Here is a 13,086-nt window from a genome sequence, read left to right on the forward strand (position 1 = left end):
GCAATACCATGTTTTTTTGGAGAATGACATGTCGGAAAACGCACTCCCGAAGGGATACGAACCTCAGGACGTAGAAGAACGGTGGCGCAACCACTGGGAAGAGAACAAGGTCTTCACACCGGACCCGAACGCCGAGGGAGAACCCTACTCCATTGTCATTCCTCCGCCTAACGTCACGGGCGCCCTGCACATGGGCCACGCCCTTAACCTGACCCTGCAGGACATCCTCTGCCGCTACCAGCGCCAGAAGGGCAAGAACGTGCTGTGGATTCCCGGCACCGACCATGCAGGCATTGCCACCCAGAACGTGGTGGAACGCCAGCTCGCCAAGGAAGGCAAGGGCCGCCACGATCTCGGCCGTGAAAAGTTCATCGAGCGCGTGTGGGAATGGCGCGAAGAATACGGCAACCGTATTCTGAACCAGGTGCGCAAGATGGGCGCATCCGTGGACTGGACCCGCGAACGCTTCACCATGGACGAAGGTCTTTCCAAGGCCGTGCGCAAGGTATTTGTAGAGCTCTACAATCAGGGCCTCATCTACAAGGGCGACTACATCATCAACTGGTGTCCCCGTTGTCATACCGCGCTGGCCGACGATGAAGTGGATCACAGCCTTGAAAAGGGTGCGCTGCACTACATCAAATATCCTCTGGAAGACGGCTCCGGCCATCTGACCATCGCCACCACCCGTCCCGAGACCATGCTCGCGGACACCGCCGTGGCCGTGAACCCTGAAGACGAGCGCTTCAACCACCTCATCGGCAAGCATGTCATCCTGCCGCTGGTGAACCGCAAGCTTATCATCATCGGCGACAAGTACGTTGATATCGAGTTCGGTACCGGCTGCCTGAAGGTGACCCCCGCCCATGACCACAACGACTGGGAACTGGGCCGCAAGCACAACCTTGAGGTGATGAACATCCTCAACGACGACGGTACGCTCAACGAGCTTGCCGGAGCCGATTACGCAGGGCTGACCTGCCCGCAGGCACGCACCAAGATTCTGGCCGCGCTGGAAGCTGAAGGCTTCCTCGACCATATCGACGCGCACGACCATAACGTGGGCCACTGCTACCGCTGCAAGACCGTGGTGGAACCCTACGTGTCCACCCAGTGGTTTGTGGCCATGACCAAGCTGGCTCCGCGCGCCAAGGCCGCTGTGCCGGAAATGACCCAGATTTTCCCCGAGTCGTGGATCAAGACCTACAACCACTGGCTTGATAACATCCGCGACTGGTGCATCTCCCGCCAGATCTGGTGGGGACACCGCATTCCCGCATGGGTATGCGCCGACTGCGGCGAATTGCTCGTGGATACCGATACTCCCGCAGCGTGCAAGTGCGGCAGCACCAATCTCACGCAGGATGAGGACGTGCTCGATACGTGGTTCTCTTCCGCGCTCTGGCCCTTCACAACCATGGGCTGGCCGGACAAGACCCCCGAACTTGCCAAGTACTACCCCACCTCCGTGCTCGTCACCGGTTTTGACATCCTGTTCTTCTGGGTGGCGCGCATGATGATGATGGGCCTGCAGTTCATGGACGAGGTGCCCTTCAAGCACGTGTACATCCACGCCCTTGTGCGCGATGAGCAAGGCAAGAAGATGTCCAAGTCCACCGGCAACGTCATCGACCCCGTGGAGATGATCGAAAAGTACGGCTGCGACTCCCTGCGCTTCACGCTGACTTCCTTCGCTGCCATGGGCCGCGATATCAAGCTTTCCGAAGCGCGCATCGAAGGCTACCGCCACTTCTGCAACAAGATCTGGAACGCCACCCGTTTCGCGCTGATGAACCTGCCCGAAACCGCGCCCGCTCCGGTTGACCTGACCAAGGTGGACCTGCACCACAAGTGGATTCTCTCCCGTCTCGAAGGGCTGAAGAAGGCCACCGAAGCTGCAACTGATGCCTACCAGTTCAACGAAGTGGCCCAGAACCACTACAAGTTCATCTGGAACGAGTTCTGCGACTGGTATCTCGAACTCATCAAGCCCGACATGCGTGCGGGCGGCGAGCGCGAAAAGGCCGCACAGTACGTGCTCTGGATCGTTCTGCAGGAAATGATGGTGCTGCTGCACCCCGTCATGCCCTTCATCACCGCCGAAGTGTGGGCTGTTCTGCCGGGCATTGACAACCGCGACATCGCCACCATGCCCTTCCCCCCGGCCCGCCCCGAATGCGCAAGCCGCGCAGCCGAAGCGGACATGGAGCTGGTGCAGAATACCATCGTGGCCGTGCGTACCATCAAGGCTGAACTCAACATCTCGCCTTCCGCGAAGATGGACGTACTCATCCGTACCGCTTCCGACGAAGTGCGCGGTCTGTTCGACGCAAACAAGGAAGTCATGCTCTTCCTTGCCCGCCTGAACAGCGTGAGCTGCGGATCGGACGTGAAGGCACCCAAGGCATCCGCCTCCAGCGTGGTGTCCGGTAACGAAATCATTCTGCCCCTGTCCGGTCACGTGAACTTTGCCGACGAACTTGCCCGTCTGGACAAGGAAATAGGCAAGATCGAGAAGGACCTGAAGGGCGTGCTCGGCAAGCTGCGTAACGACAGCTTTGTTGCCAAGGCGCCCGCCGAGATCGTGCAGAAGGAAAAGGACCGTGCCGTCGAGCTGGAAGAGACGCTTGATACGTTGCAGAAGCTGCAGAAGCGCTTCCGCGATGCAATGGAATAGAATGTGATGACCGGGCGGCCTGCAATCGCAGGCCGCTCGTGTATTCAGTTCAAGAGTATTGTCGCATTGTTTCGCCTGTGGCGTTTTTAAGCACGCCTCCGGCGGGCAGGTGGATAATCCCCCTGCACCCTGTGATAGCGAGAGAAATCCGTTCGTCGTGTTGTTCCCGGCTTAACAAAGGTTGTTTTGAAGTGGGAGAGGCGGCGTAGTTTGCGGAAGAAGCCCCTTCCAAACGCGGATTGCGCGCCAGTACGTACAAGGGTTTCCAAAGGGCCGGTTGGCCCTTTGGCCAGCGGAGCGAAAAGAGCGCCGCAGGCAACATCGAAATGAAACAGCTTCCGGGAGGATTGCATGTCTGTAGCGCCGCGTCATCTGGTTGCCCCCTGCGGGCTGGACTGCTCCCGCTGCATATCCTGCACGGAAGGCAGGAGTGTGCAGCTGTCGCGGGAACTGCTGGAACTGCTGGGAGAAAATTTTCATGCGTACGCGGCGCGGCTGCAGGCAATAAACCCTGCACTTGCGGAATATCCGCAGTTTCGCCGTGTGCTGGAATCTTTTGCGCAGGACCGCTGCGGCGGCTGCCGTTCCGGTACGCGGGTCTGCCTGCCAAGTTGCAATGTCATGAGCTGCACCTCTGCCAAGGGTGTGGAATTCTGCTTCCAATGTGACGAATACCCCTGTACGAATACGGGGTTGCCCGAGCCGGTACTCAAAAAGTGGCGTACCCAGAACGACCGCATGCGTGAGATCGGCATTGACGGATACCTGAGGGAACTCGCGGAAACGCCGCGGTACCCGTAGCTGAATATTCATCGGATCGGGAGTGCTGCCCGATTCATTTGCGGAGGAGCGATGAAAGTTTATCTGATCGGAGCCGGACCGGGCGATCCCGGTCTGTTGACCATAAAGGGCCGCGATGTTCTGAGCGAAGCGGATGTCATTGTCTATGACTACCTCGCCAACAGCGATTTTCTGAACTATGCCAAGCCCGGCGCGGAAATCATCTACGTGGGCAAGAAGGGCGGCGATCATACGCTGTCGCAGGAAGGCATCAACAAGCTCATCGTGGACAAGGCCAAGGAAGGCAAGGTTGTTGCGCGTCTGAAGGGCGGCGACCCCTACATGTTCGGCCGCGGCGGTGAAGAAGCCGAAGAACTGCTGGATGCGGGTGTGTCCTTTGAGGAAATTCCCGGCATCACCTCCGCCATTGCCGGTCCCGCCTATGCGGGCATTCCGCTCACCCACCGTGATTACGCCTCTTCCGTTGCCTTTATCACCGGCCATGAGAATCCTGACAAGCCCGGCTCTTCCCACAACTGGGATGCGCTGGCCAAGGGAACTTCCACGCTGGTGTTCTTCATGGGCATGAAGAACCTGCCCCATATTTCCGCACAGCTCATCAAGCACGGCATGGACCCCAACACGCCCGCCGCGCTGGTGCATTGGGGGACGACCACCAAGCACCGTTCCATGGCTTCCACCATTGAAAAGCTGCCTGTTGACGGTCCTGCTCAGGGCTTCACTTCGCCTTCCCTCATTGTGGTGGGCGGCGTGGTCAACCTGCGCGAGCGCCTGAACTGGTATGAGCAGCTGCCCCTGCTGGGCAAGAGCGTGGTGGTTACCCGTGCACGCGAACAGGCCAGCGGCATGGCTGCGCAGCTGCGTAAGCTGGGCGCCAACGTGATCCAGTTCCCCACCATCAAGATCAATCCTCTGGCAGAGTATGCCGATGTGCACGCAGCCATCCGTAATCTGGCAGACTACGAGTGGCTCATCTTTACCTCCGTGAACGGTGTGAAGCACTTCTGGCTGCAGATGGCTGAGCTGGGTCTTGATACCCGCGCCATCGGCAAGGCCAAGGTTGCGGCCATCGGTCCTGCAACGGCGGACATTCTGCGTGAAAAGGGCATTGAGCCTGATTTCATTCCCGAGAAGTACGTGGCCGAAGGCGTGGTGCAGGGTCTGCTGGAACGCGGCATGAACGGCTCCAAGGTGCTGCTGCCGCGTGCGAAGGAAGCCCGCGAAGTGCTGCCGGAAGAGCTGCGCAAGGCCGGTGCCACCGTGGACATTCTGCCCGTGTACGAAACCGTGCCCGCTGGCGAAGCCAGAGACACCGTTATAGAACTGCTGGAAAAGGACGAACTGCACTGTGTGACCTTTGGTTCTTCCTCCACCGTGGACAACTTCTTTGCGCTGGTGTCACCCGAAGTGGTCAAGAAGCACAAGGCCGGTCTCAAGCTGGCAAGCATTGGCCCCATCACCGCCAAGACGCTGGAATCATACGGTTTCACTCCCGACATTCAGCCTGAGGATTACACCATCCCCGCGCTGGTGGAAGAGCTCAAGAAGAACCTGTAGGTTCACCGATCAAAGCATATGCAGAGGCCGGAGTTCGCTCCGGCCTTTTGTGTTTTTTGTGTCGTCTGCCGCTACAGTCGGTATGGTTGGAATATCGGTGCATCCGGAGTTGCAGAGCTTACGTGTGATGTGCTTTTCGCCCCACTGTCGCGCAAGGAATTTTCATTTGAGGAGCGGGGGGGGGGGGCGGATTGTTGACAGGAGCCGTCACCCTGCAACCTTTGCCAAATCCTTTTTCCTCTGGCAAAGAAGGGCGAGAGCAGATGCATGCTGTCGTGTACGACAAAGCACGTGCATAAAGTGACAACGAATGCGAAACGGCAACGCGGGAGGCATCGTTCCCGCAACGCCCTTTCCCGCAGCATACGGAGAAGCCGCACATGGCCTTGAAAATAGCGGTGCTTGCATCGGGCAACGGCTCGAACCTGCAGGCCATACTGGACAGGCACGCCGGGGGCGTGCTGGATGTGGATATACGGCTGGTGCTGTGCAACAGGGCCAATGCCCACGCGCTGGAACGCGCCAAGGCCGCCGGTGTGCAAACCCTGTGTCTGCCGCATGTGGATTTTCCGGACAGGGAAAGCTTTGATCTGGCCATGATCGAGGCCATCAGGAAAGCAGGGGCGGATACCATTGTGCTGGCGGGCTACATGCGCCTGCTCACTCCGACATTTCTGCAGGCTTTTGCCGGACGGGTCATCAATATCCATCCTGCCATCCTGCCTGCCTTTGCCGGAGTGCGAGGCGCGGCAGATGCCCATGCCTACGGCGTAAAACTCACGGGCTGCACCGTGCACTTTGTGGACGAGATCATGGATCATGGCCCCGTCATCGTACAGGCTGCGGTTCCTGTGAATCCGGAAGAGGATGTGGAAACGCTCAAGCAGCGTATTCATGTCATGGAACACCGCATCTATCCGCAGGCGCTGCAATGGCTGGCCGAAGGCCGCCTTGTGCTTGATGGGCGGGTGGTGCGCCTTGCTCCTTCCGACAGGAAGCGGGCTGCTACCGCAGGCGACTGGCTCATCTGGCCCCCGCTGGAAGAAGGTTTTTAGCACGCGGCCCCTTTCTGGCAGGGGGCAGCTTGATACCAAATCCTCGTTTCAGTAAAACCGCATTCCCGTTAAGCCGGAATTGAGGTCCCAAAACGGATTTTCATCGCGTATACGAGGTGCAGGAACGTTAGGTTCCTGCCCGGCGGAGCCCAAAAATACCAGAAATGGCTTTGTCAGCAGTCTGGGCCCCTCTCAGGAGGGGCTTTTTTATGCTGGCGGTGATAGTTCGGAACAGGACTTAAGAAATGTTTGCCGCGCTGCCTGCGCTTGCCTAAGGCGTCCTGTCTGGCCTATGCAAAGGGCGAACATTGACCTGAAAGGACGCACCCATGCTTGAAACCATACTCACCCTGTTCACCGTCTGCTTTTTTGCCCGCATGAGTCCGGGACCGGATATGATGCTGCTCATTAAGCATTCGACAGCCGGCTCTTCTTCATATGCTCCGGAGGACGGCAGCACCGGCAGCTGCCGTGCGGCCTATGCCTGCGTGCTCGGCGTGTGCGTGGGGCTTTGCTTTCATGTCATGCTGTCTGTTCTTGGGCTGGCCATCATTATCAAGAGCAACCCCATGGTTTTTGCAGCGCTGCGCTACGCAGGGGCGATCTATCTGCTCTACGTGGGCTGGCGCTGCTTCACTGACCGAGATTCCGTGCGGCTTGAAGGACAGGGGGGCGTCTGCACCTCGGCACGGCAGGGATTCAGGGAAGGGCTTTTGTGTAACCTGCTCAATCCCAAGGTCACCATGTTCATTCTCAGCGTGTTCATGCAGCTGGTCACGCCGGAAACAGCACTGTCTGAGCGCCTTGCCTACGGTGCGGTCATCGTGCTTGAGGGGCTGTTCGGCTGGGCTGCCTTTGTCTACTTTCTGCATACCCCGTTCATGAAACGGCTGTACGGCAACCATGCCGGTGCCATCAACAAGGTGACAGGCGTTGTCCTGTTCGCGCTTGGCGGTGCCATCTTCATCTGGGGATAAATGTTCCGGACGGACATTCCGGACGTTCGGGGGCAGATGCTCGAGGGTAGCGGTTTCGTGGTCATAGAATCTGTCGTCTAGGCGGATTCCTTCTGACGGGGCAGGCGGATGGTGAATGTGCTCCCGACATCCGGCGTAGATATGACATCGAAGGTCCCGCCGTGGTTTTCCGTGATGATGAAATACGAGACGGAAAGCCCCAGACCGGTTCCCACCCCTATCTCCTTGGTGGTGAAGAAGGGCTCGAATACACGCTTACGAATGGTGTCCGGCATGCCTGGTCCGTTATCCTTCACCTCAATTCTCACAAAATCCGGTTCCGACCGCGTACGGATGGTTATCTCGGGGTGCTCTTCGCTGCCGTAGTGCTTGGCGTGCATGGCCTGCGCCGCGTTGCGCAGCAGGTTGAGCACCACCTGCTCAATTTCGTTTGTCGAGCAGATTACGGCGGGCAGTTCCGGTTCGTAATCGCGGGTGATGACAATGGAGCGGAAGTCGTAGCGCTTTTTGAGATCATAGTCGTTGGCTGCAAGCTCCACGGTCCTGTCCAGCGAGGCGTTCAGATCCACGGTGGATCGCCGCGCATCGCTTGCGCGTGAAAAGTCCAGCATGTTTGAAACAATCTGCGCTGCCCGCGAACCGGCCTGCCGGATGCCCTGCAGGAAGAACAGCACCTGCCGCTCGGCCAGATAGTCCCGTATCTGTTCCAGCCTGCATCCCACCTTGTCTGCGGCATCTTTGTTGGCCTGAATGTCCGCAGATATGCGCCGTTCAATGTTCTGCGCCCCCTGCAATATGGCCCCGAGCGGGTTGTTGATCTCGTGTGCCATGCCTGCGGCAAGCCCGCCGACGGACATCATTTTTTCCGTCTGCACCATCATTTCTTCCAGCCGTACACGGCGGGTGGTGTCCTCCATGCGCAGCACAACGCCCTGCCTGCCACCTGAACTGAGCGGGTACAGGAGGATGTCGAAATAGAACGTGCCCTCGTTGTTTCTCCGGCTCTGCTTTTCCAGCCTTCGCGGGGAGCCTTCTGCCAGCGAGCTGGTAATGACTTTGTCGTAGTCAGCCAGCGAGGGAAACATCGTCTGGAACCGTCTGCCCACAACTTCCTGCTCGTGGATGCCGAAAAACTGCTCCGTGGCCTTGTTGATGTGCGTGATGACAAAGTCGCCGTCCATGCCGATGATGACTGAGGGCATGGAGTCTAGGATGTTCTGCACGTAGTGCCTGGCATCCGCTATTTCCTTTTCCCGCAGCTGCACCTCTGCAGCCATTTCCTTGAAGTTCCGGTGCAATGCGTTGAGCTCTTCAATGGTCTCCGTATAATCCGATTCATCGCCGTAGGCCCCTTTGGCAAGCTTGCTGATGGAAGAATCCAGTTGCCGGAACGGAATAAGCAGGGCCTTTTTCAATTCGACCGCAAGGCTGAGCGAGACAAAGGCAAAGATGATGAACAGAAACAGCAGAAACTGTGCAACAGACATGGAAATGCTCAGATAGACATCCTGCATGGGCATGGCTGTAATGAGCATCCAGCTCAGGTTGCGAATGGCGGTGGAGGACGCGAGATAGCATTCGCCGTGCATGCGGATCATTCTGCTTTTGTTGAGCAATTCCCCTTCAGAGAAGAAGGGCAGGTACCCCAGATTTTCCTGCTGGCGCATGGCTGTGCTGTCGGGGTGTGCGAGTACTGTTCCCCACTGGTCAGTGAGGATGATGGCGGAGGTGTCCTGCGGCTGCAACTGGCGGATGTGGTCCTGAATGGCGTCCAGCTTCAGCGCCCCCACAATTCTAGAGCCGTCCGGCAGGCTGTGGGCAAGGTAGACAACGGTCGTCGATCCGTCTTCCAGAAGCAGCGGGTGGCCGATGTGATGGCCCTTGGAAGTAATGGTTTCAAGTGGAATGGGAAAATCTATGTTGGACATACCGGTGGGCGCGCTGGCCATCACCGTGCGGTCCGGGGCGATGAGGAGCAGGCGGGCGAACTGGCGGTTCGCTTCCCATGTCCGCTTGAGGGTGGCCTGGACGTTCTCGCCGGGGGTGGCCCGGGCGTGTTCCGTTTCCAGTCCGATGTGATTGAGTGTTGAAAGGGCGCTGCTGATATAGTTGTCGACATATCCCGCAAGATTGAGAGATAGGGCGCCGCTGGTTGCCTCAAAAAACTGGCGCTCCTTGATATAGAAGAACGTACCAAGGCAGAGCGTGGCGGTAATGAACAGCAGGCCGCTCCAGTTGAGCAGTTTCTGGTTTATGAGGCGCGCGAGGGTTGGAAGTTCCTGTTTGGAATCGTTCATTTGACCAGAACCATCGTTCCGTTTTGGATTTTCAGGAGGAGAGGAGAGCTCATTCGGTCTCCGTATTCATTTAATTTGAGAGGAGAGTTTATTCCCGGCAGTTCGTTGAGGGATATAATGGCTTCACCCAGTCCGTGCCTGTTGCCTCCGGTTTTATCGAGAGCGGCGGCCAGCAGCTGCATGGCTTCATAGCCGAACGAAGCATATGTGGGGGTGACGCCGAAGCGTTTTTTATACTGCTCTTTGAAGGCCAGAAATTCCGGCCTGTTGTTGACAGGATTGAAGCTGAAGCTCGCCGTCAGGTTTTCCAGATGCTTGCCGCCGAGCTGAACAAGGTCGTTTGTCAGAGCCCAGGGAGATGAGAACAGCGGCAGCGGCATGCGCTGGACGTGCAGGGCCTGCGCGAATTTTGAAATATCCCGGGCAGAAAGCACTGCGAGCACCCCAGTGCTTCCAGTTTCCTGAATTTCCGAGATTATCGGAGGCCAGTCTTTCAGGCGTGAAGAACTGACAGGCTTGAACATGGTGACGGTTCCGTTCAGTTGGCGTACCCTGTCTACAAAGGCAAGGCTGAAGCTGCGTGTATAGGAATCGTTGTCCGTGTCATATATCACGGCGAACCGCGAGATGTGTCTGCCGGAGAGAGCATGGTTTGCAAGCGTTTCCGCCCACGCGGTGTTGTGGGTCATTACGCGGAAAAAGTTGTCTTTGATGCCCGTAAGATCCGGTGTGCTTGTGGATGGGGATACGAAAATGATGTCCCTGTTGTGCAGGGCTTTCACGGCTGCAACAGACTGCTGGCTGGTCATGTGTCCGATAATGGCCACGGCTCCTGCTTTCATGAGAGCCTCGTCCGCGGCAATCGCCTGCGCAGGGGTGTCGCCGTCGTGGCGGGTGACAAGCTCAACAGGGTGTCCCTGAATGCCCCCCTGTGCATTGATATGCTCAATGCAGAGCTGTACTCCGTTGCGGATCTGAATACCCAGATCCGCAAATTTTCCTTCGAGCGGGCCGGAAAGGCCTACTAGAATGGGAGAGCCGTTATCTGCCGAAAAGTTCCAGAGGACGATTAGTCCTGCCAGAACAACAGCAAGAACGAACTGCACAGCTCTGAAGAGGTTTTTCATATTCTGCATTCCTGTTGGCAGGTTTAGGCAGCCGGATTCATACTATCTTATATGATAGCATTGCGGGATTGTAAACTTTTGGTTCGAATGTGGTAGGATAAGATGGTAGTTTACCCCTTCAGTATCACGGAGCAAAGAACTATGGTGAATAAATTCAGGCTGGAGCTTACGGAAGACGAAAAGAGCTATCTGCTGGCACTTGTGCGACAGAGCATACGTCACAGCTTTGGCGATGTAAGCGGAGATGCGGAAAGTGTTGCTTCGGTTCCATCCTCTGCTACACTGAACATGCCTCTTGGTGCTTTTGTCACGCTGAAGAAGCAGGGCATGCTCCGGGGCTGTATCGGGAGCGTCGTTTCCGATATCCCGTTGCATGAGACCATTGCGCGCATGGCGCAGGCAGCAGCATTTGAAGATCCCAGATTCCCCCCGCTTATAGCCGGGGAGCTTGCGGAACTTGAGGTGGATATCTCGGTGCTCGGCCCTGTGACGCCCTGTGACGATGTGCGGAAAATCGAAGTGGGCAGGCACGGCCTGATTGTGCGGCGGGGCATGCAGTCCGGTCTGTTGCTGCCTCAGGTGCCTGTTGAATGGGGATGGGACAGGGATACGTTTCTGGCCCAGACCTGCCGCAAGGCCGGACTGGCAGAAGATGCATGGAAACAGGAAGGGACGCAAATCTTGTGGTTTGAAGCGGTAGTGTTCTGATTGCGATGTATCACTCCCCGCAATGCTGAATGGAGGATCGATGGGACTATTTTCCGGAGACGGAAACCGTTTTTCCATAACGCGGACGGCCTTGAAGACTGCACTTATATATGCCGTGTTCGGGCTGCTTTGGATCCGTTTTTCTGATTTGTTTCTGGACTACACCATAAATGATGCCCGGGTCATGACCACTGTCCAGACCTACAAGGGGTGGTTTTTCATTCTGGTTACTTCCGGTCTCCTGTTTTTGCTGGTTCGCCGGAACCTGCAGGCACAGAGAAATTCCGAACGTTCGCTTCGTGCCAGCAATTTGCGGCTTGAAGGCATGTTCCGGGTAGCCGGAAGCGTGGCATTCATTTTGAGCAGGCAGCGCGCAGGGTTGCATTTTATAGAGGCGTTCAGCCCCGGTGCGGTGCGTATGTTCGGTCTTGAATTTTCAGATGCGGGGCGTCCCGTAGCCGGTCTTCCTCTGCCTGCGGGCCTGTTTTCTATATACGAAGGCGCCGAGGGCGTGGGCGGCATGAACGAGCTGATCTTCCGTGACCGTGCGGGGCAGGACAAGGTGGTGCTGGTGCGAACCCTCGTACTTGATCCGGAAGACGACGGGACCGAAGTAATGCTCTCTGTCGCGCTGGACATAACGGAACGTAAGCGCATGGCGCAGCGTCTTGAGGCGGCAACCGGAATGATAAACGGCATTCTGGATGCTGTTCCCTCCATCGTGATCTGTCTGGATGACGCTATGCGGGTCATGCACTGGAATGCTGCTGCGCAGCTATGCACGGGGCTTGAGCTTGCCAGGGTGAAAGGGCGGGTGCTGAACAAGGCCTTTCCTCTGCTGGGAGGTCGCTGGAAAGAAATTTGCGGAGCCGTTGCAGCCCGTAGCAGTTTGACCCTGCAGATCCGCAGTGTCCGGCGGATTTGCGTGCTTGAAGAAGAGGTAACTGTCGGGCGTGAGGGTGATGCGGCCAAGGTGTATGAGGTACAGGTGTTTCCGTTGCCTCTGGCGGAAGGAGGCGCTGTCGTGCGGCTCGACGACATAACCGAGCGCATGAAAGTGCAGGAAGTGCTGGTGCAGACGGAAAAGATCATGTCCGTGGGGGGGCTTGCCGCAGGCATGGCGCACGAGATCAATAATCCCCTCGGTGCCATTTTGCAGGGGATTCAGAATGTGCGCAGAAGATTGTCAGCTGACCTGCCGGCCAATCTTGAAGCGGCCGGCGCCGTGCAATGTGATCTGGCCGCACTGGACCGGTACATGCGTCACCGAGGCATAGACCGTATGCTTGACGGAATGGGCGAGGCAGGAAAGCGCGCTGCGGAAATTGTGACAAACATGCTGGAATTTGCCCGTTCTGCGGACCTGTCCCACAGTGGAGTATTCATCAATCAGATCGTCGACAAGGCTCTCAGCCTTATCGACAACGACTACAGTCTGGATAAGCGTTATGATTTCCGGAAAATCAGAGTTGTCAGGGAGTATGAAGACAACCTGCCCATGATATCCTGTTCACGCATCGGCATAGAACAGGTGCTGGTCAACCTGCTCCGCAACGCCGCACAGGCCATGTATGCTTACGAGGGGCCGGCAGCCTGGGTGCCGGAAATCCGCGTCCGTAGCTATGAAAGTGACGGCTGTGTCTGCATAGAGGTGCAGGATAACGGCCCGGGTATGACCGAGGCCCAGAGCAGAAGAGTGTTTGAGCCGTTCTACACCACAAAGCCGTCCGGTGAAGGAACAGGGCTGGGTCTGTCCGTTTCTCACTTCATCATTACAAGCGGGCATAATGGTTCCTTTTCCGTGGAAAGTGCTCCGGGCAAGGGAGCGACATTCAGAATATGCCTTCCCGTCCGTGCGGGCTGATGCCTGTGCAGGCTGACATCCGG

Annotated in this window: 9 protein-coding genes; 7 read left to right on the forward strand and 2 right to left on the reverse strand. The window is 57.3% G+C overall.

What is annotated here, in order from left to right; translation table 11 throughout:
• The first annotated feature begins 28 nt into the window (after positions 1 to 28).
• From HUV30_RS05645 to HUV30_RS05665, 5 genes are all read left to right on the forward strand, one after another.
• Entirely contained in the window at positions 29 to 2,677 is a 2,649-nt protein-coding gene (locus HUV30_RS05645; protein ID WP_174404438.1) for a valine--tRNA ligase, read from the forward strand.
• 351 nt (positions 2,678 to 3,028) lie between these two features.
• The gene (locus HUV30_RS05650; RefSeq protein WP_174404439.1) at positions 3,029 to 3,478 is read left to right on the forward strand and encodes a DUF3795 domain-containing protein; all 450 of its coding nucleotides are present in this window, start codon (positions 3,029 to 3,031) and stop codon (positions 3,476 to 3,478) included.
• Positions 3,479 to 3,529: 51 nt separating this feature from the next.
• Positions 3,530 to 5,035 carry a uroporphyrinogen-III C-methyltransferase gene (gene cobA / locus HUV30_RS05655; protein ID WP_174404440.1) on the forward strand — a complete coding sequence of 502 codons (1,506 nt, stop codon included), beginning with the start codon at positions 3,530 to 3,532 and terminating at the stop codon, positions 5,033 to 5,035.
• Positions 5,036 to 5,415: 380 nt separating this feature from the next.
• Positions 5,416 to 6,090, forward strand: a complete 675-nt coding sequence (gene purN / locus HUV30_RS05660; RefSeq protein ID WP_174404441.1) for a phosphoribosylglycinamide formyltransferase — start codon at positions 5,416 to 5,418, stop codon at positions 6,088 to 6,090.
• Positions 6,091 to 6,419: 329 nt separating this feature from the next.
• Positions 6,420 to 7,067 (forward strand): LysE family translocator, encoded by a 648-nt coding sequence (locus HUV30_RS05665; protein ID WP_174404442.1) that lies wholly within the window; start codon positions 6,420 to 6,422, stop codon positions 7,065 to 7,067.
• A 77-nt stretch (positions 7,068 to 7,144) separates the two neighbouring features.
• On the opposite strand, the gene HUV30_RS05670 is transcribed toward HUV30_RS05665, so the two are convergent.
• Both HUV30_RS05670 and HUV30_RS05675 read right to left on the reverse strand, forming a co-directional pair.
• The gene (locus HUV30_RS05670; protein ID WP_174404443.1) at positions 7,145 to 9,364 is read right to left on the reverse strand and encodes a sensor histidine kinase; all 2,220 of its coding nucleotides are present in this window, start codon (positions 9,362 to 9,364) and stop codon (positions 7,145 to 7,147) included.
• Complete coding sequence (locus tag HUV30_RS05675; RefSeq protein WP_174404444.1) at positions 9,361 to 10,491, reverse strand: ABC transporter substrate-binding protein; 1,131 nt, start codon at positions 10,489 to 10,491, stop codon at positions 9,361 to 9,363. The genes HUV30_RS05670 and HUV30_RS05675 overlap by 4 nt, the downstream gene beginning before the upstream one ends.
• Before the next feature lie 144 nt (positions 10,492 to 10,635).
• On the opposite strand from HUV30_RS05675, the gene amrA reads away from it, so the two are divergent.
• Positions 10,636 to 11,199, forward strand: coding sequence for an AmmeMemoRadiSam system protein A (gene amrA / locus HUV30_RS05680; protein ID WP_373869325.1), 564 nt, complete (start codon positions 10,636 to 10,638; stop codon positions 11,197 to 11,199).
• 91 nt (positions 11,200 to 11,290) lie between these two features.
• A complete protein-coding gene (locus tag HUV30_RS05685; RefSeq protein WP_174404446.1) occupies positions 11,291 to 13,063 on the forward strand; it encodes an ATP-binding protein in 1,773 nt (590 codons plus the stop codon).
• The last annotated feature ends 23 nt before the right edge of the window (positions 13,064 to 13,086 follow it).

The organism is Desulfovibrio subterraneus (genome assembly GCF_013340285.1).
GTDB classification, from domain to species: Bacteria; Desulfobacterota; Desulfovibrionia; order Desulfovibrionales; family Desulfovibrionaceae; genus Halodesulfovibrio; species Halodesulfovibrio subterraneus.

Excerpts from the sequence above, each read along its gene's own strand:
- HUV30_RS05645 (WP_174404438.1), top strand. The coding sequence starts at position 29 with ATGTCGGAAAACGCACTCCCGAAGGGATACGAACCTCAGGACGTAGAA.
- HUV30_RS05650 (WP_174404439.1), top strand. The coding sequence starts at position 3,029 with ATGTCTGTAGCGCCGCGTCATCTGGTTGCCCCCTGCGGGCTGGACTGC.
- cobA (WP_174404440.1), top strand. The coding sequence starts at position 3,530 with ATGAAAGTTTATCTGATCGGAGCCGGACCGGGCGATCCCGGTCTGTTG.
- purN (WP_174404441.1), top strand. The coding sequence starts at position 5,416 with ATGGCCTTGAAAATAGCGGTGCTTGCATCGGGCAACGGCTCGAACCTG.
- HUV30_RS05665 (WP_174404442.1), top strand. The coding sequence starts at position 6,420 with ATGCTTGAAACCATACTCACCCTGTTCACCGTCTGCTTTTTTGCCCGC.
- HUV30_RS05670 (WP_174404443.1), bottom strand. The coding sequence starts at position 9,364 with ATGAACGATTCCAAACAGGAACTTCCAACCCTCGCGCGCCTCATAAAC.
- HUV30_RS05675 (WP_174404444.1), bottom strand. The coding sequence starts at position 10,491 with ATGAAAAACCTCTTCAGAGCTGTGCAGTTCGTTCTTGCTGTTGTTCTG.